Annotated in this window: 15 protein-coding genes and 1 tRNA gene; 8 read left to right on the forward strand and 8 right to left on the reverse strand. The window is 42.2% G+C overall.

What is annotated here, in order from left to right; all coding sequences use genetic code 11:
• Positions 1–88 precede the first annotated feature (88 nt).
• The gene (locus tag AC504W_RS05825) at positions 89–1,378 is read left to right on the forward strand and encodes a homoserine dehydrogenase (RefSeq protein WP_494879660.1); all 1,290 of its coding nucleotides are present in this window, start codon (positions 89–91) and stop codon (positions 1,376–1,378) included.
• 159 nt (positions 1,379–1,537) lie between these two features.
• A complete protein-coding gene (locus AC504W_RS05830) occupies positions 1,538–2,638 on the forward strand; it encodes an S-layer homology domain-containing protein (RefSeq protein WP_494876750.1) in 1,101 nt (366 codons plus the stop codon).
• Between the two features lie 142 nt (positions 2,639–2,780).
• Here the strand turns inward: AC504W_RS05830 and AC504W_RS05835 are convergent, their stop codons facing one another.
• From AC504W_RS05835 to argZ, 4 genes are all read right to left on the reverse strand, one after another.
• A complete protein-coding gene (locus AC504W_RS05835; protein WP_096585596.1) occupies positions 2,781–3,218 on the reverse strand; it encodes a CAAD domain-containing protein in 438 nt (145 codons plus the stop codon).
• A gap of 85 nt (positions 3,219–3,303) precedes the next feature.
• Positions 3,304–3,459, reverse strand: coding sequence for a hypothetical protein (locus AC504W_RS05840; protein ID WP_187308147.1), 156 nt, complete (start codon positions 3,457–3,459; stop codon positions 3,304–3,306).
• A 311-nt stretch (positions 3,460–3,770) separates the two neighbouring features.
• Positions 3,771–4,283, reverse strand: coding sequence for a DUF2085 domain-containing protein (locus AC504W_RS05845; protein ID WP_494876752.1), 513 nt, complete (start codon positions 4,281–4,283; stop codon positions 3,771–3,773).
• A 25-nt stretch (positions 4,284–4,308) separates the two neighbouring features.
• Positions 4,309–6,420: a bifunctional arginine dihydrolase/ornithine cyclodeaminase gene (gene argZ, locus AC504W_RS05850; protein ID WP_494879567.1), complete on the reverse strand. Its 2,112-nt coding sequence runs from the start codon at positions 6,418–6,420 to the stop codon at positions 4,309–4,311.
• 177 nt (positions 6,421–6,597) lie between these two features.
• Here argZ and AC504W_RS05855 point away from each other — a divergent pair, with 177 nt between their 5' ends.
• Entirely contained in the window at positions 6,598–7,032 is a 435-nt protein-coding gene (locus tag AC504W_RS05855; RefSeq protein ID WP_494876754.1) for a GNAT family N-acetyltransferase, read from the forward strand.
• A gap of 115 nt (positions 7,033–7,147) precedes the next feature.
• Here AC504W_RS05855 and AC504W_RS05860 read toward each other — a convergent pair whose 3' ends face one another.
• The 3 genes from AC504W_RS05860 to infC form a co-directional block, all read right to left on the reverse strand.
• The gene (locus tag AC504W_RS05860) at positions 7,148–9,727 is read right to left on the reverse strand and encodes a U32 family peptidase (RefSeq protein WP_494879569.1); all 2,580 of its coding nucleotides are present in this window, start codon (positions 9,725–9,727) and stop codon (positions 7,148–7,150) included.
• A gap of 45 nt (positions 9,728–9,772) precedes the next feature.
• Positions 9,773–12,796 (reverse strand): MFS transporter, encoded by a 3,024-nt coding sequence (locus AC504W_RS05865; RefSeq protein ID WP_494876756.1) that lies wholly within the window; start codon positions 12,794–12,796, stop codon positions 9,773–9,775.
• Between the two features lie 203 nt (positions 12,797–12,999).
• The gene (gene infC, locus AC504W_RS05870; RefSeq protein ID WP_015111888.1) at positions 13,000–13,533 is read right to left on the reverse strand and encodes a translation initiation factor IF-3; all 534 of its coding nucleotides are present in this window, start codon (positions 13,531–13,533) and stop codon (positions 13,000–13,002) included.
• Positions 13,534–13,977: 444 nt separating this feature from the next.
• Here infC and AC504W_RS05875 point away from each other — a divergent pair, with 444 nt between their 5' ends.
• Positions 13,978–14,898 (forward strand): alpha/beta fold hydrolase, encoded by a 921-nt coding sequence (locus tag AC504W_RS05875; RefSeq protein WP_494876758.1) that lies wholly within the window; start codon positions 13,978–13,980, stop codon positions 14,896–14,898.
• Positions 14,899–15,149: 251 nt separating this feature from the next.
• Here the strand turns inward: AC504W_RS05875 and AC504W_RS05880 are convergent, their stop codons facing one another.
• Positions 15,150–15,512, reverse strand: a complete 363-nt coding sequence (locus tag AC504W_RS05880; RefSeq protein WP_096583075.1) for a BON domain-containing protein — start codon at positions 15,510–15,512, stop codon at positions 15,150–15,152.
• 275 nt (positions 15,513–15,787) lie between these two features.
• On the opposite strand from AC504W_RS05880, the gene ilvN reads away from it, so the two are divergent.
• The 4 genes from ilvN (at position 15,788) to AC504W_RS05900 (ending at position 19,135) form a co-directional block, all read left to right on the forward strand.
• On the forward strand, positions 15,788–16,306 hold the full coding sequence (gene ilvN / locus AC504W_RS05885; protein WP_096585593.1) for an acetolactate synthase small subunit: 519 nt from the start codon (positions 15,788–15,790) through the stop codon (positions 16,304–16,306).
• Positions 16,307–16,975: 669 nt separating this feature from the next.
• Positions 16,976–17,368: a hypothetical protein gene (locus tag AC504W_RS05890; RefSeq protein WP_103125111.1), complete on the forward strand. Its 393-nt coding sequence runs from the start codon at positions 16,976–16,978 to the stop codon at positions 17,366–17,368.
• A gap of 145 nt (positions 17,369–17,513) precedes the next feature.
• Positions 17,514–18,917 (forward strand): hypothetical protein, encoded by a 1,404-nt coding sequence (locus tag AC504W_RS05895; RefSeq protein WP_494876759.1) that lies wholly within the window; start codon positions 17,514–17,516, stop codon positions 18,915–18,917.
• 146 nt (positions 18,918–19,063) lie between these two features.
• A tRNA-Gln gene (locus AC504W_RS05900) sits at positions 19,064–19,135 on the forward strand.
• Positions 19,136–19,478: the final 343 nt, after the last annotated feature.

Consider the following 19,478-nt stretch of genomic DNA (forward strand, 5'->3'; position numbering starts at 1 on the left):
AATTGTTTTTTATATATACTTACTGAGAAAAGAGTCTTGGTGGTTAAACACTCAGCACTCAGCACTAAATATATTGGATGAAAAGTTTGTGGGTGTAAAGCTAGGAATACTAGGATTAGGTACAGTAGGTACAGGTACGGTGCAACTACTACAAGATGCTGTTGGCCGTCATCCACTGTTAGAGGAAGTGGAAATCTATCGAGTGGGTGTACGATCGCCTGACAAAACCCGTGCTGTAGAATTACCACAGTCAGCGATAACTACTGATTTAGCAGCGATTGTTAATGATCCGGCAGTGGATATTGTAGTTGAGGTAATGGGAGGATTGGAACCGGCGCGATCGCTCATTCTCCAAGCCATCAAAAATGGTAAACATATTGTCACAGCTAATAAAGCCGCTATCTCCCGATTTGGAGCAGAAATTTTCAACGCCGCCAATGAAGCTGGTGTATATGTAATGCTCGAAGCTGCTGTGGGCGGCGGAATTCCGGTAATTCAACCCTTAAAGCAAGCCTTAAGCGTCAACCGCATTCATACTGTTATTGGTATTGTTAACGGTACGACTAACTATATCCTTACCCGGATGCAAACTGAAGGTAGCGACTTTGGTGATGTTTTAGCTGATGCTCAACGCTTGGGCTATGCTGAAGCTGACCCCACAGCAGATGTCGATGGCTTAGATGCAGCCGATAAAATTGCGATTTTAGCATCCTTGGGTTTTGGTGGACGCATTCATTTACAAGATGTTTATTGTGAGGGTATCCGTCAAGTTAGTAAGACAGATATTACCTACGCTGAAAAATTGGGCTTTGTGATTAAATTATTAGCGATCGCTAAATACCAAAACAAAGCTAACTCTCAGTTATCTGTGCGAGTTCATCCCACCTTTGTACCCAAAGCTCACCCATTAGCCAGTATTAACGGTGTTTATAACGCCATTCTTGTAGAAGGCGAACCCATCGGCCAAGTAATGTTTTTTGGGCCAGGTGCAGGTGCAGGTGCAACAGCCAGTGCTGTCACCTCAGACATTTTAAATTTAGTAGCAGCCCTTAAGAGTAATTCTGCTGTACCAAATCCCTTACTTAGCTGTAGACACGAAGATTACTGTCAAGTTACCCCCATTGCTGAATTAGTCACTCGTTTTTACGCCCGTTTCCTCACCAAAGACCACCCTGGTGTGATTGGCAAATTAGGAACTTGCTTTGGTAATCATGGTGTGAGCTTAGAATCAGTTGTGCAAACGGGTTTTCAAGGCGCATTAGCAGAAATTGTTGTTGTTACCCACGATGTGAAAGAAGGCGACTTCCGCCAAGCTTTGGATGAAATTCGGCATCTAGAGGCGATTGATAGTATTGCCAGTATCTTAAGAGTGCTTTAAAAAGTATGAAGTAAATGTGTGTAGAGGATGTATAAAAATTAAGTTGTTAAACCCGCCTACGCGGGTTTTGTTTGTATAATTACGACTTTAGTCACCGATACTTCCTCATTTTTTAGGTTAATTTCTCAAAATAAACTTGATTGCTTCCAGGGAAACACGATGACCAATCTACCGCCTTCCGATCCTAAGTCATCTGACAAAACAGCCCTTGGCTTTGATGAATTTATTGCCATTTTGGTTGCCTTTGTGGCGATCGGGGGAATTTTGTTGTGGTCATTTTCTCGACGGGATAATAACTGGAACTTCAATATAGTTTTGTCGCCATCACCAAGTTCAACCAGTAAACCTCAACCAAGTCCCGCCATTACTTCTCCCGCTTCCCAGGTGCAACCAAAGGTAGATGCTCAACTTGAGGCTGTGCCGTTACCGCCCAAGGATATAGTTCCTGAACCTAGCCCTCCTTCTCCTTTGATACTTCCAGCAGTTCCAGTAACTCCACTAAATTCATCACCTAGATCTGAACCTTTTTCTACATCTAGAAACTCAGACTTATCAATTCCATCGTCACCTTTACCTTTAGTTACCCCAACTGAACAAAAATCGATTATCCCACCCCCTATTGCCTTTAACGATGTACCCACTGATTTTTGGGCAACTCGGTTTATTAACGCTCTTTCGGCGCGTGGCATTATTAAGGGTTTTCCAGATTATACGTTTAGGCCAACTCAGCCTGTTAACCGTGCTGAATTCGCGGCTATTCTCCAGCAAGCTTTTGACACAGAACTGAGTAAAAATTCTGTCCCTTTTAAAGATGTATCAACCAAATATTGGGCAACACCAGCAATCGATCGCGCTGTAGGTGCAGGATTTTTAAAAGGTTTTCCTGACAAAACTTTTAAACCAAGTCAAAAGATTACCCGTGTACAAGTTTTAGTAGCTCTTGTGAGTGGGTTGAATCTTAAACAATCAGCCAAACAGTCACAGGTGTTAAGTATTTATCAAGATACTAAAAATATTCCTAAATATGCTGTGGACAAGGTAGCGATCGCCACAGCTAATGGTTTGGTCATTACCGATGGTACTCCCCAATTATTGGCTCCTAATCAAGCAGCTACACGTGCGGAAGTAGCGGCAATGGTGCATCAGGCGTTAGTCAAGTTGGGCAGGCTAGATAAAATTTCTTCTGAGAATATTGTGCGATCACCTGGACAAAGTTCATTATCCACAGGTAAATTCACTAACGAATTATCATCTCAGTAAATAAGAGCAAATTAAAAAAGCTGACACAATCCAAAATTCAAAATGGTATCAGTACCTAAATTTGAATCTTTAAGAAGTGAAGGCAGTGTTTGGTGCTGCCCTCACTTCTGTGTTTTAAATTAAATTGCAGCGAGAGTTGTTATTATGCGCCAGGAGCGTTTCTGCCAACCACTTGTGATTTAAGAGTTGTAATTTCGTTAGTTAGCTCTTTCCTGGTTGAAGCTTTGAGTAAATAGCGATAAATAAACCAAGCAGAGTAACCAATACCAATCAACTCAAAGGTAGGTGCTACCAAAGGAATGTCATTCAAAGAATCTAATATTGCCAAAAGTACCTTAACTGCGACCAGTGCTGTCAAAATTAAGCCAACACTAACCAAGGGCTGCTTGTATTTATTGAAAAAGCTACCAAGGTACTCAGGCAGGGTTCCTAAAAAGCCAGAAATCTGTTCTCCGTATTTTATCCATTCCTCTTGAGGTTGAGCAGGAGGCTGGAGTTTAGTAATGGTTCCTGTTTGGCTGTTGATATCTGCCACTGCTGCTTCTGTGGATTTTGTTTCTGCGAATTCCGGTTCTTGCATTTTAACTTCCATAAATTTGACAGTTGGGTTTTTTAATCCGGACAATTACAACCAAAAGGCTGTGATTAGACAAGGCACAAGTTTATCAGACTTGACTGGGTAACACATTGTATTCCCTATAACCATAAATGCCTCTAATCTCTACTGCATCAACTCCAAGGTAGACAGTCAGTAAAAAGACAGAAGCTAGAAAACGGTAGGATGCGTTAGCCCAATCTATCTGAGTTTTGGGTTTGTCCATCAACTGCAACCTCTAGGATGAGATTATCCTAAGCTGTATCAGTTGCTGATAATCGTACTCATTCAAGTACAAATCATGCAAAAATCAGATCACCTCTCATTTATACAAGGATAATCGCCGATTTTAACTGAATATTAAAGCTATCTTCAGCCGGATTCGTCAATGAATCTATTGCTCATTGATGTTAATACTTAATAAAAATTCTTCTCTATTCATGTATCTAGCTTTTATAGATATTTTGTGCTATGGGTTTGTCTTTACTTCTTTAATTCTCTGTGTTCCGCTGCGTCAACCTTGGCGCTACTTGGCGTTTAGAAAAGCTGACTACGCTGTCCACTATGCAAAATCGGCATCGTAAACAACCCCCAAGCCAAACCAGTCATTAACCCAAAGGGTGTAACCACATAATTATTAAAATCCCATAAGCCAAAAATTTGCGCTGCTAATTCTAATGGGTAAGCCATCATGAAAACACTAGCGAAAGCCGCACCATTCCAACCATATTGGCTTAACCAATAAAAACCTTTACCACCAGTCACAGCATACAGTAGGCGGGTCACTAACAGCCCTGTGACAGTACCATAACACCGCATACACACAGCCATGATAAATGGGGGTGCTAAATCTAAGCCCATATCTGGTTGCGGACATACATGATTCCCCATGAAATAAATGATGTTCGCAATACCCCCAAGTAACCATACACCAGACGCAGCAAGAAAGGGGGCGACTGGCGGGCCAAAAACCATCCCCGCCAGCAGAAAATCAGCAATGAAACTGACCCAATTAACTTGTAACTCTCTTGTGAAAGCGACTCTAGCCATTTCCTTTCTTTGCACGCAACCTTTCTTAACCTACCACTGCACGATAAGGACTTGTCAACTTATCAAGCTGTTGAATCAACAAACTGAGGAATAAACCCACATCTGTAACTACACCCACTGATTCAACCGAACCGCGATCGCTCAATTTAGTCACTACAGCCGGGTTAATATCCACACAAACCATTTTCACACCAGCTGGGGTCATATTCCCTACACCAATGGAGTGCAGCATGGATGACAGCATCAAAATCATCTCCGCACCTTCGAGATGTTTGGCATATTCTTCCTGGGCTTTAATCAAATCCATTTGGGTATCAGGTAAAGGCCCGTCATCTCGAATGGAACCAGCTAGGACAAACGGCACATTATTGCGGACACATTCATACATCACGCCGCTTTTAATTACGCCCGCCTCTACAGCTTTGGCTATACTGCCATGACGACGGATGCTATTAATTACCTTGAGGTGATGGCGATGTCCACCCCGCACGGCGACACCCCGCTTCATGTCTACACCAAGGGATGTTCCCATCAGATTTTGCTCGATGTCGTGGACTGCGATCGCATTTCCTCCTAGTAAGGCTTGTACATATCCTTCTCGAATCAGCTGTGAGAGATGTTCGCCGCCACCAGTATGAATAACCACAGGCCCGGCTGTGACAACTACTTTACCGCCAGCATCTCGGATTTTACGTAGTTCCCAAGCAACTTGTTCCACGACTAATTCCACGCGGCGTTCACTAGAAACACCCGCCGACATAAAGCTGAATTCTTGGGAGTTGCGTTGTTCCCGTGATTCGGTTTTGCGAATGGTGCGGATACCCAGGACATCGACAACTACCTGTTCGCCAACTTCCAAATCGCGGAGAATTTTACACCGTGCCACTATACCATTAGAGCCTTGAGTAATGGCGATCGCGCCGTCCATACGCTGATTTTCTACCTTCACCCACTGCCCGTTTATCCGCACTTCTGTCGGATAAATTGTACTGACATAGAAATCATCAGGGGCTACACCTGCCATAATCACAGGTTCCAGTTTGGCATCCCGTTCATCTTGAGGTAAGTCTACCGCACCCAAATCAATCAATAGAGAAATGATTTCTTCCATCACCTCATGGGATGGTGCTGATACCTTCACTTCAGCCGCCGAGGTACTTTGGCGCTGTTCTCCCAAGTTGAAATTCAAAACTTGGAAACTTCCGCCTGTATCGACAATCAAGTCTAAGGCGCGGTTAATTAAACCAGAGTCCAGCAAATGTCCTTCTAGACGAATAATCCGACTTTCGACAGACACATTCGCATGAACTTCATCTCGGACTGGTTCTGTTACGCGCAAGGTGAGACATTTAGCTGCACCACCAGCCTTGAGAAATTCGGTTAACTGAGTTTCCAGAACTTGAAAACCAACTTCCGCCAAACGAGATTTTAAAGCATCGCTGGCTTTGTTCATAATTACGATACTGTCAACATTCACCGCATTACAAGCGAAGTTGACTGCATCAGCCTCGGCTATGGCTATGCGCTTTTCTGCGGCGACACGCATTTCAATTAAGCGGTTGGAGTAAGAATCAAATGCGCCAGGATAGTAAAGTAAATAGCCGTTAGCTAAAGGGCAAAAGCAAGTATCTAAATGATAGAAACGTTCATCAATTAAACGCAGAGATAACACTTCAATATCCAGCCATTTAGCGAGATATGGGTGCGAGTCTAACTCAGAACGGAAACCATATCCCGCCCATAACCAACGCCCTTCTCTATCTAGAAGTGCATCACCTGCGCCTTCAAAAGGTAAATCTTTTGGCAGTTCATAGACTGTATAACCGTTTTCTTCAAACCATTGTTTAAAGTGTGGTTCTTCTCCCTGCCGTTCTTTATGTAAAAAACGACTCAGTACAACATTGTCACCGAGAACTAAACCCGCGTTGGCAGTAAAAACTAAATCAGGCCAACCTTTCTGGGGTGTGACTAAATTTACAATTGCGTGTTCTTTGAGAATTTGATATAAACCTTGCCACTGTTCGACGGCGCGATCGCGTGAGGATTTGTGAATATTCCCTTCCATCCAAGGATTAATCACATAGTCCACATCATAGTGGTCAGGAGGACACATTAAAAAGCGAATCCGGGAATTCATAAAAATCTTACTAGCGTTATAGATGCTACAGGCCTAATCTGGATATAATTTCAAATCCGCTACAAAACCTCTACCTTGAGATAGTTGAAGGATTTATAGAAGCTTCGCTCCTATTTTATGGGAAAGACAACTTTGTGACCGTGGGATTCCGTGATATTTTAGCGCCATTTAGTGCAAATGACTAAGATGACACATCTAAAAATTACAGTAGATGATCAACCTGATGCAAAAGATATTCATACTGTCATCAGCCATCTGGTGGAATACAACAATAGTCAAACACAGCCAGATGTCAACAAGCCTCTAGCTATTTGGGTACGGGATAATGATAGTACCATTGTTGCGGGGTTAATTGGCAAAACAAATTGGGAATGGCTGTATATTTCCCATCTGTGGGTATCTGAGACACTGCGCGGCCAAGGATATGGTAGCAAAATGATACTAGAGGCTGAGAAAGTAGCGAAACAACGCGGCTGTGGACACGCATATCTCGATACCTTTAGTTTTCAAGCCTTGGGTTTTTACCAACGTCTCGGCTATCAAATCTTTGGCGTTTTAGAAGACTTTCCTCCCGGTCATCAGCGATATTTCTTATCAAAAAAGCTGTTGTAATATCATGTCCGGCTAATTAGTGATAATTCCCAAATCTATGCACAAAACCCAAAAACTCTTCCTCTGCTCCCCTGCGTCCTCTGCGGTCTTAATGATAATTTGACCGGACACGATATTACAACTTCCTCCCACCGCCAACCGTAGATAACCCCAAAGGGCCGCGAGTAACCCCTAATTGATTTTGTAACTTCAATTCTCGCCAAAGTTGAGAACCAGAAATTTCACCTTGGAGTAGCTGACGGTAACGCTGTATTGTTTTAGTCACCTGTTCTGGTGTTTCATTGACAAATTCAATGCGGAAATGGCGTAAACCCAGTTCTATCAAACGCTGTACGTATTCGGCTCCGGTTTGGGCTGTGCCATTAAATACTGTGTTACGACAACCTGCATCAGCTTGCAGAACATGTTCACTACCAACGCGATCGCGTAATTTTACTTCATGTTTTTCGCAGGGTCTACCACAGTTGGTATAATCTATGCCTTCTGAAAGAAAGGCGCAAAAAACACAATGTTCCATGTGAAACATGGGGATATGCTGATGAATTGTCACTTCAAACCATTGGGGTGGACAACTGCTAAGTAAGTCTTCGAGTTGAGCAATATTTAAGTCATAGGATGCAGTTAGCCTTTCTAAACCAAAGTGCTGTTGATAATAATCTGCGGTTAACGCATTAGCAACGTTAAGCGAGAAATCACCTACGCATTTGTCTGCACCAAAAAATTGTAACTGATCATAATTCCGCACTAAATAGCCGTCAGCATTTGCAGCCTGTACTTGCTGTAAAATCCAGTTTTCTCCAGGTTTGGTAATGCGGGGAGGTGCAACCCAAATCTGAGGGAGGGGCGAACGGCCGTTCGCCCCTACTAGTTGTACGGCTTGGCGGTAGGTGCAGGGGTCTTCAAATTCGCAGTAGAGAGTTTCCACACCAGTATTCAAGGCGGCTTGGAGTTGCTTGAGGTTGCGTACTAGAACTATGAGTGAAGGAGATGCGGGAGATGAAGAAGATTTAGCCGGAAGTAGGTCTTGCAAGGAAATATTAGAACGCAGTTCCCAGCGTTTGGGTTGAGTGCGTAACGCTTCTAACTGCGTGACGATTTCTCGACGCATCCGATTTAACTCACTCACGGGAACCATTACAGCACCGTTGAGATGATTAGTTAAAGTTCCTAAACAAAAGGGAGTGTTTCCCAGACGACCGAACTGTTCTCGCAAACGGTCAGTATCTAAAGGTTTAGTGTGTGCCTCGGTTAGTGCAATCGCCGATTCTATTTGTACAATATTACCAAGTTCATCACGAGCGATCGCTATTAATAATTCCCCAACTTCCCCATAAATTTCCAAAGCTATCGGACGTTGAAATTGTGGGTTCTCTCCAGCAAAACTCTGACGCAGCTGCTTATCTAATTCTGGGTCACTAGTTTTCCAAACTTTATCACCGATATGCACCCGCCGGAAGTTAAGGCTATCTTTGCCAAAAGTGAGTACAACTTCCTGACCTTTCTGCGTCACCGTATAAACTCGACCACCTTCTTCCTTTCCCTCTGGATGACCGCAGTCAAAAACAATTCCATCTCCTGGTTTGACAGGTGCTTCTAACCTAATTGTCACCTGTTCGTTGCGAATGCGGGTAACTTCGCCCAAATAAACCCCGCGTTTCTTCCCAAACCGCGCATGAACTAATTCTTGATTATTAATCCCATTAAACCAGCCAGTATATAATCCACGCGAAAACGCCATTTCTAAGTTGTATTGTTCTTGACCTTTCTCCCAACCCCTCTCCGAAGCGGAGAGGGGAGTCTTATTTCCCCCTTCCCTCGCAGGGAAGGGGGTTAGGGGGTTAGGTCTCTCCAACTCCGCCATCACCTTATCCAAAGCTTCTCGATAAACACGAGTAACATTCGCAACATACTCCGGCGCTTTCAACCGCCCTTCAATCTTTAAACTAGTTACCCCAGCCTTGACCAAATCAGGCAATACTTCTAACCCTGCTAAATCTTGGGGACTGAGTAAATATTTGCGTTCCTGCAAATCGACAATTTCACCATCAACGATTAAATTGTATGGCATCCGACAAGCTTGGGCGCATTCACCCCGGTTAGCCGAACGCCCACCCAAAGCTTCACTCGTCAAACACTGACCAGAATAAGCGACACACAAAGCGCCGTGAACAAAAACTTCTAATGGTAAAGCAGTTGCTTGCTGAATTTTATTAATTTCTTTAATAGAACATTCCCGCGCCAAAACTACTAACTGACAGCCGAGAGATTTAGCAAATTCTACCCCAGCCGCACTCGTGATGGTCATCTGAGTAGAAGCGTGGATAGGAAAATCAGGTGAGAGGTGACGAATGAGACGACAAATGCCGACATCCTGCACAATTACCGCATCTACCCCAGCCGCAATAATGGTGCGGAGATATTGCTGTGCATCTGTTAATTCTTTAGGAAATATCAGTGTATTAACTGTGACATAGCCTTTGACACCCCGCAGGTGTAAAAACTGCATTAATTGCGGTAAATCGGCTTCTGTAAAATTTTGCGCCCGCATTCTGGCGTTAAATCTATCCAACCCAAAATAAATCGCATCAGCACCATTTTCGACAGCAGCTTTAGCACATTCCCTGTTACCTGCGGGCGCAAGCAGTTCAGGACGTTGAAAAGAAGTTTGTGAGTTTTGTGTGCGATCGCTTTTCATCAGGCTGAGATAGATTTAAATATCACCATAGTGATTCTATCTAAGTTAATGGGGGATGGTGGCAGAGGGACGGCGAGCAGTGTATTTTTTCATTAACTCTTTTACTTGGGTAGATACCAATGGGTGTGAATCTTGTTGCAATTTTGGTAATAGTTCTAAGAGAACGCGATGTGAAACTGCATTTAAATATGCGATCGCCGCTTCTCGCACAAAGCCTGTAGGATGACGCAAGGCTAGTAAAATCTCTTTACTAGTTAGGCGAATGCGGCTAACTTGCGCCAGATGAAAACAGCAAGCTAAACACCAATCAGACAGAAAATTATCCAAACTCAGCATTTTCTGTAGTCGCTCACTGACTGGCATTGGTTGATATTCTACTAATTCAGCTTCTACTAAATAATGCAGTTTTTCTTGGTGCGATCGCTTGTCTAAAATATTCAACAACAGTGATTTGACGGGTAAAGTAACGGTATGCTCTAAAATTTCTAAACCCCGTGCGATATTCACCCCAGAAGGCGATCGCAAATTAAACGCTGCTGCTTGCATTTTTTCTGGCGAATACAGCAGTTTCAAAAGCAACAGTAACCTTTCTCGTCCATCAATTTCTAGTTCTAATAGCGCTCGTTGCAACAATTCGCAGACAACCGCTGCTCTTTGGGATGTGGAATAATTGTCCAGAGTTGGTGGTTTTTGCAAGTCAATGTAAGCAGAGTAAATTTCTCCTAAAAACTTTAACTCTTGCTCAATTAAACCTTCTACCCTAGTTTGATGGAAGCGGTCTATTCGATTGCTGGTTTCTGGTTGTTTCTGTACTTTAAGTAAACTACGCAAAATTTGATATCTAGTCGCACCCCAAGATTTTTCTAAGTGTAGCCAGAGGGCTTCAATCGCTTCTAGAGTAGGAATGTGAGCAATTGTTCGCCACGCATACATCCGCACTATTTCTGGCTTATAAGTATTGGTAGCCAGCCGCAACAACATATCTAAAGCTTCATTCTCCAGTTTGGCTAAGGCACGCATAGCCGTGCTGCGAGTTGATTTATAGTAAAGTGCAGCAATCAAGGCTGAATAGTAATCTTCTAAGCGAGTCGCTGCAATCATTTCCAAAACAGCACAGCGCACACGCAAAGATTCATCCTGTAACAAATTGGGGATATGAATTCGCAGAGCTTGAAGATAAACTGTTTCTCTTAAGGCTTTGACTCCATTGATGCGTTCTCGTTCTTGTTGATGAGTCAACATCCTTTGCAGAGTTTTGGTAGCTGCTACTTTTTGTATCGGCGTTCCCTGACGCAAAATCAAAGCGGCGGCGGTGGCGCGAATTAAGGAATGGTGTCGCGCGTGCAAATATTCTTCTAATTGACTCAAATTAGGATTTTCCTCAGCCAGCCAAACATAGCGCAACGCTAAAGCCAAAACTTCTGGATCAATTTTTTCTGGGAGTTGTTCAATTAACAGGCGCACATCCGAAATATAAGCAGGATTCGCCCCGCCCATAAACATAACTTCCAAACTTTGGCGCTGTAATTCTGGCGGTAACTTCAACAGCAACGGTGCTAAAACTTCGGCGGCTCCTTGGGGATCAATTTGGGCTAAAAGTTCAATACAAGAGTGTTTATCTGTGGTACTACCTTTTTCTCCTAAAGCTTTGACTACCCCCTGTTTAAAGACACGCAAGCCGACGGTAGAAGCACTTAATTCGCCCCGTTCTGCACTCAAAACTAACAAATCAACATAACGCGATCGCAGTACCCAAACAACTCTTAAACAGGTAGCAGCCGCTAATACGGTTTCGCCCACAAATACCCACTCTTGTAATGCTGTGGGAACAACTCGGTTACAAACAAACAAAGTCGCCAAAATTAGTAATCCAGACGCACCAGTTGCGATCGCTTCGGCTGTTCCGCCAGATAATGCCTGCATGTGGCTGCGTAGCCGTTCGGGAATGGGTTGATAAAGTACTGGTCCACTGCTAACAACAAAGGTGTAGCGCAGCAATTCATCACAAAATTTTAAACTGACTAATCCCCAAAAAATGCCATAAGAATGCAAAGCGGGGAATAAATTTAATAATGCGATCGCAGTTGGGACAACAAAGCCAACACTAATCGGTAACAGTGCGGCGGTGAAAAATACCCCAATCCGTTCGATGAGTCGGCTGGAAACAAACCATTGAGTTCCTAACTCACATAGTCCGACTATCCCCCCGAATATACCTAAAAAACTAGCAAGGTCGCGATCGCCTAAATTAGATTTCAGTTCCCGGAGATATTGAAAATCGACTAATAATCCAATTACTTGTAAAAGACCAACAAACGCAAATAACTGCCATGTATAGCGGCGCAGTGGTGCTTGAATCCGTCGATATCGAGAAGCTTGTTCGTGGGGAACTTGACGTTGTGGCGCATCAGGAAAGGCGGCTCGATATTGATTACTTAAATAAGCTAAAATTGCTGACCCTAAAACAATCAATAAACAAGCAATGAGAATGACTTTTTCTAGTTTGACAAATTGCAAAATCCACGGCAAACTAAAGCCACTAATGACATCTGCCACTAATAATCCACTACTAACTAATGGGTATGTGCGTTTAATTTCGCGGATGTTAAATATTTGGTTAGCAACAATTGAAGTGTTGAGGTCGTTAACTACATAAAGTCCATCTACCCACAGTCGCAGGATGAATACCAAAATTACTGCTAGGTACGAAAGATGTAATCCCTCACGCAATAATACCAAGAATATCAGCGGCACAACCATACAAGGTGCGATCGCTACCACTACCCAACGCAAAGGAAAAATCTTTTGCAGCCAAGAATAAACAAAAACCAACCCTGCACCCGTTGCAGCACTAGCAATGTACATCCAAGGCAACGGCCCAGCCCCATATTCATCTAAAAACAGTGCTACTGTACTATCCTCTGCCCAGCGTAATCCAATAGATACAGTTGTGTAAAAGGCAAACATAATCCATGTACGTTCACCTTCTTCTGGTCGCAGATTTACCCACTGTAGCAGTCGTGAGAGAACACCTTTATTGACAACCAACGAGTAATTTTTCAGTTCCATGCAGTTTAACTTTCTGATATCACCCTGCAACAGTTCGAGCAAACATCGCACTCAGCACTTAAAAAGCAAGAGTCCTGAGCAACTGAGTATTATGTTTCCCACTCAGCTCTCAGGACTATCAGTTTTTGATAAACTTCTGCGATTTATGGTCGCTAGGCTATTTCTAGCTGTAAACTATGCGTTGTGTTCAGAAAAGTTAAAGCTTATTTCTTCGGCGAAATCAACATCATCATATTTCTTCCCTCTTTTTTCGGTGCTTGTTGCACTTCTCCAAAAGGTTCAAGATCTGTCGCCATACGCTTGAGTAAATCTTCTGCTAAGTCACTGTGTTGAATTTCTCGACCCCGAAACATAACAGTAGCTTTGACTTTATCACCATCTTTCAAGAAGCGCTCTGCTTGTTTCACACGCACGTTGTAATCGTGTTCTTCGATTTTGTAGCGCATCTTTACTTCCTTGACATCAGCCGTGTGCTGCTTTTTCCGGGCTTCCCGCGCCTTCTTCTCCTGTTCAAATTTGTATTTCCCGTAGTCCATAATTCGGCAAACTGGCGGGTCAGCCTTATCACTCAGCAGCACCAAATCTAGCTCTTTTTCTTCTGCTAGTTGTAATGCTTCCTGAGGAGTGATAATTCCTAGTTGGGAGCCATCAGTATCAATGACTCTAATTTTCGGGAAGCGGATTCTCTCGTTGATTTGGGGCAGATCGCGAGTTCTTTTTTTCTCAATCACAGGCATTATGATTTATGGAAGCTCTCTTTTTAGAATATAGTTTGGTTTTGCTCGGTATGCCTCAGAAGTACAATACTTAAAATAACTGAGGACTTAACAATCAGTCTTTGATTCTAGAGTAACTAATCTATAGTCTAGTTACTAAGGGCTGTATTTGTCATTCTACTCATAATGACAAAAATTTCTCTGCAATAGTTAACTTAAATTACACAAGCAAAGGCAAAATTATTTATTGTAACAATTATTTTATTTACTGTTGACAAATATACGAAAATATATATTAGGGTTCGGGAGTAGGGGAATCAGAATATTTTCCTGAGTCAGTCGTGAGTTTTCCCATAAGCGACTGTCTCAAAATTTCAGACTTCACATTTCAGAATTCCGACTTCAATAGACAGCTTTTATATTGGATGTATATAGTATGCACATCTTCCAGCATCGGAGGTAAGCTTGACCACAGCAGTACACTGGCAACAGCGAGTTGGCAATCAAAGGGACTGGGTTTGGCGGGGCTGGCAAACTCGTTATACTTACATCCGCCCTAGCGCCAATTACAATCACTCAACGCCCTTAATTTTGCTACATGGGTTTGGTGCTTCTATTGGACATTGGCGGCATAATTTAGAAGTTTTGGGTGAATATCATACAGTTTATGCTTTAGATATGCTGGGTTTTGGCGCTTCGGAAAAAGCTCCAGCAAATTACAGCATAGAATTATGGGTTGAGCAGGTATACGAATTCTGGCGAGCATTTATCCGCCAACCTGTTGTATTGATAGGAAATTCTAATGGTTCATTGATTTCCTTAGCAGCAGCAGCGGCTCACCCTGATATGGTACAAGGCATTGTGATGATGAGTTTACCTGACCCATCATTGGAACAAGAAGCGATACCTGTTGTTTTGCGACCAATTGTGAAAACTATCAAAAATATTGTTGCTTCCCCGTTAGTATTGCAGCCAGTATTTCAGTTTGTGCGTCAACCCAGCGTCTTACGGCGCTGGGCGAGTTTGGCTTATGCAAATCCCGAAGCTATTACCGATGAACTTATAGAAATTTTGGCTGGGCCTCCCCAAGACAGAGGTTCGGCGCGGGCTTTTAGTGCTTTATTTAAAGCGGCGATCGGCGTTAATTTTAGTCCTAGTGTCAAAGCTGTATTGCCCAAATTAACAATTCCTATGCTGTTAATTTGGGGACAAAAAGACCGCTTTGTTCCACCTGTATTGGCTACTCGATTTGCTCAATACAACAACAAATTAGAACTACTCAACCTAGAGAATGTAGGACATTGCCCTCATGATGAGTGTCCAGAACAAATTAACCAAGCAATTTTAGATTGGATGACTCGATGTTTTGGCGATCGCCAGCATTGAAGAAGAATTCACAAGTTAGAATTCAGGAGTCAGAATCAATCATTAAGCAACTTTGACCGACGACTAATTGAAGACCACACTTCAAAAACCTCGTTAACCACCAAATTTTCAATTTGGTGGGAGCCTTAAACTCGGTTATTCTGACGCTCGCGGACTCGCTCTAAGCGAAGCTATGCCGTTGGTGAAGCCTCTCCAAGATAAGGCTTTACGCTACACTATCCGCCAGTCGTACAGAATTCATTCACGCAGATCTAGCCTATTTGGACTTGGGCTGTATCAACTTCTGTAGCACCATTGACAGCGCGGGCTACAGAAACCATCTTGTTGAGAATCTCCTGGCTAGGAACTTTACCTTTGAGAACTACAGTTCCACCAGTCTGAGCAACCCAAAGTGTGTCTATGTCATCAAGCTGCTGATCTTGATCAAATGCTAATGCTACCCGCTTGGCCAATCCACTTTGGTCATATTCGCCATTCAATCCGATCCGTTCTGGTGGCATAGATTGAGTTGCTGTAGGCGCAGCAGTAGCAGCTTGGGGTACTGCTTGCGGAGCCGGATTGACTTGTGCATTTTGTGGTTTTTCCAAACCGAATAATCTTTTTAACCAACCCATAAATGCTACTCTCCTATAAACATTCCATAACATTTTGAAGATAATGGTTCTTTGTCATTATTTTCATCTGTCAAGGAAAAGATCTACACTTCAGAAGGTTTCTACTTTCAGTATGATTTGTCGAGAACTTCTGTCTAGAAAGTGTAATGAGTGCAGGTATAAGTTTAAAATAGAAAATCGCACTTATCAAAAAATTTAGTTTAACAGTACGTGTAAGGTAGCCATTAACTAGTGTTTGCGTTAGTAATATGCTACCTGAGCCTGTGTTGGCAAAGATGAAACATACCCTTTCTGTTCTAGTAGAAGACGAAGCGGGTGTTCTTTCCCGCATTTCTAGTTTGTTCGCCCGCCGTGGCTATAACATAGAAAGCCTTGCTGTTGGCCAAGCGGAGCAGGGAGGAGTTTCCCGCATTACGATGGTTGTGGCTGGTGACGATCGCATAATCGAACAAATCACCAAGCAACTATACAAGCTGGTTAATGTGCTTAAAGTTCAAGATATTACAGAAACTCCCTGTGTAGAGCGAGAGTTAATGCTTTTGAAAGTGAATGCTAATAGCACTCACCGTTCTGAAGTTATTGAACTGGCTCAGATTTTCCGAGCGCGGGTTGTCGATGTAGCGGAAGATTCTCTTACTTTGGAAGTAGTAGGAGACCCCGGAAAGATGGTAGCGATTGTGCAGGTGCTACAAAAATTTGGTCTTAGGGAAATAGCCCGGACTGGTAAAATAGCCCTGACTCGTGAGTCTGGTGTGAATACTGAGTTGCTCAAATCTTTGGAAGCAAAGGTCTAGTCAAAGCAATCTCCTGGCTGTATTTTTGATAACTCATCCAGTGAAATCACTCCGAAATTGTCGCAGCTATTACCCCGAAGACTTAACGGGGTTTTTTTATGTTTTTTCCTACCTGCTCACTGATTTTTTTCGTAAATCTCAGAGTGATTATTTTAACATTTTTATCAAAATTTTACTGGGAAACGTATATTTAAATTAAGAGTTTATAGTATTAATACTTAAAAAGTTTGCCAAGAACTGCATGAAATTCACACAATCAATATAAATTTACGGTAGTCATAGATGAAGATTTCACCAAGCTGGGTTTGTCAAGACTGTGATGACGAATGAGTTGAAAGCCGTTAAACTGTTTGCCTAGAGATTAGAGATTAGGTAAAGAGCTGAAGTTGTAAGATATCAGCTTTTCACATAAGGTTAGAGTTCAGTAATATACCTAGAAAACCGTAGCAGTTCCCCTACGGTTTTTTTATGATGCTAAATATTACGTAAAAAGACTTATTTTAGCTAATTTTAAATGTAACAAAAAAGTCTATTTAGTAACTAAAATCAGCGCAATTTTTCATAAAACTAGATTTGGATTCTTAAATTTTCCAGTGATTTTACCGCACCAAAAATCAAGTAAATATGAATACAAAAGAATATATAGTTCGACACATTTAAATAAAGCGTATGTTTTTAAAGAGCTTTAGTAGCGTTGTAGTAGCAGTGACATTGTTAGTAGGTAATACAGCTATAGCTCAAACTACTAATAACCAATTAGCATTTCATATACAAGTAGGTGCTGATCATGATGGTAATCCAATTATTTTAGATGCAGGCTCGGTGCAAGGAAGTAAGTATACTATCTTGCAAAAACAGGGTAATGGTCTCACAAAAACTACTTTTCGTGCTTCATGTACTGAAGGTCGTTTATTTTCTGAAACATCTTCTATCTACAGTGCAGATGGTCAGTTAGTTACTGAAAAACAAACCAAGCAAGAAATTACCCCTCAACCTGGAACCCCTGAAGCTAATTCTATGGAGATTGTTTGTCAAACAGCCAGCAACGACGGTAATCAGTAAGTAACCGTAAAATGTTGATTAGTGAAAATTCTGTGTTCTGCTTAGTCAGTTAATCAGTATACAAGTAAGATACGTAGACATTGTTGGCGAAACTTTTGCGAAATTTCATCAGTCTGAGTTTTCAAATTCTGTAAAAAAAATATCAATGTCCTCTTCTAATCAAGGTATTCCTGGATTACCTGATCTGACACATCCAATAGAACTGATTCAGTTTGGCAACCAACTACTCAAGGCTTCTATTTTATTAGTATTTTTAGTTATAGCCTTGGGTGTAGCGATCGCACTTATAAGTTTTGCCTTACGTCGCCATCAAGAAGAAAACGTGATTTTTCTTGGTGAGTGGGTTGTGCGTTACTCCCAACTTTTACGGGGATTACAGCACCTGACTCTGATATTAGTTCTGTTGGTAGTCGGATTTTTTCTTGCTTCTACTTTAGGCAATCGCTATCATCATTGGGAACAGGCAAAGATTGTACAAATTGCCCAAACAGTTGCTGGCGATAAATTAGAGCAGACAGCACCGCAAGTCCGTTATGTGATTCAAGAGCCATTCACTTATAACAACCAAGTTAACGGCAAAATAGTTAAAGTCAACGATACACGCGAAGTTACCCGTTTTCTGTCCTTGGCAGGATCGCAGATTCAGGTCAAACTTGAGCAAAATACAGATGTTCAAGGTCGTAGTGCCATTTATCGCATAGATTACAGTGCAGATTATAAAGTCATCAATCGACTCCAAAATGTTCAAAGTTTTTTCTTTGAAGCACCACCGCCCGATGGCTACTCACTGCTGTCTAACTACAAAGTCGAACGTTCCGGAACTCGACTCGAACTTGTGAACCCTGGAGACTATGGGTTTCCCTTCAGTTTGCAACCAGGAGAAACAGCTAACTTTCGCGTTACTTATCAAGCTCAAGGAGGGCCGCGCTGGGTTTACAATGCTGCGGGACAAATCCTCAGTAACTTTCGCCTGACAGCAACCGCTAACTTTACGCCTGTTGAGTTTGCTAGTGGTATTGTACCGAACGAAATTAAAGCTGATCGCCGTAGCACTCAGTATACTTGGATATTTAATGACAATGTTTCTGTAAAAAATCCTTTTGGAGTTTTTACCAACACCGCACCTATCCGTAATACGGGGATCATGCCTCGGTTGTTATTATTATCACCAGCATTATTTCTCTGGTGGATATTGCTGTTGTATTTGTCAGTACCAATGAGTTTGCAAAATGTGGCGATCGCATCTGGTATGTTCTTTGCATGTATTTTGACTTTGACTTACCTGGCTCGCTTCATAAATCCTGAATTAGCCTGGACAATGATTTCTCTCATCTTTCTCACATTAAGTTGGGGATTAGGTGCCAATCGCAGCGCTTCTATTGCTGTAATTATCTGTTCTATTGCTGGAGCAGTGCTACCAGTATTTGGATTATTAGTTCCATTTAGTGGTCTGACTTTAAGTGGAGCCAGTTTACTTTCGGCGGTTTGGTTAGCAGTCCGTCACTGGTATACCTGGTACAGTTTTTCTCCAGCAGACCGTGTTAAGTAACTACCACCATTTGCTATAACCATTCTTAGCAACGAACTGTATCCTCTCATCTAGTCAATAGCATCTGAATTTCTTTCCTAAAATTTACTATCAAAGTACTTGACACTAACCCACCAAGGACTGCTATATTAACAGAGGTGAAGCGATGGGGCGTAGCCAAGTGGTAAGGCAGCGGGTTTTGGTCCCGCCATCCCTAGGTTCGAATCCTAGCGCCCCAGTATAAAAAAAGGTAGAGTTTTCTACCTTTTTTTAATTTGTATATAACTCTCTCCTCATAACATCTCACTACAAAAATCCAGTCGCAGATACATATACTTGCTGGATAAGTTTTTAATACGCTCAATATCAAGCAACATACAAATTATGGTAGTCGAACCATCAATTAAGACTATATTGATGACTCAAGGCTTTAAAAATACGGGGTTTACACTCATCACTCAGCGATTTTAGGACTTAATCAAGAACCCTCTGACACTCTTATTCATCTATGGGTAGATTTTTTTGGCCCGTGCGGAAGTGCTAACTTTGCTATGATGCTAAATTCGTTATAAGTTAATCCAC

It is taken from the genome of Nostoc sp. C96 (genome assembly GCF_059384975.1).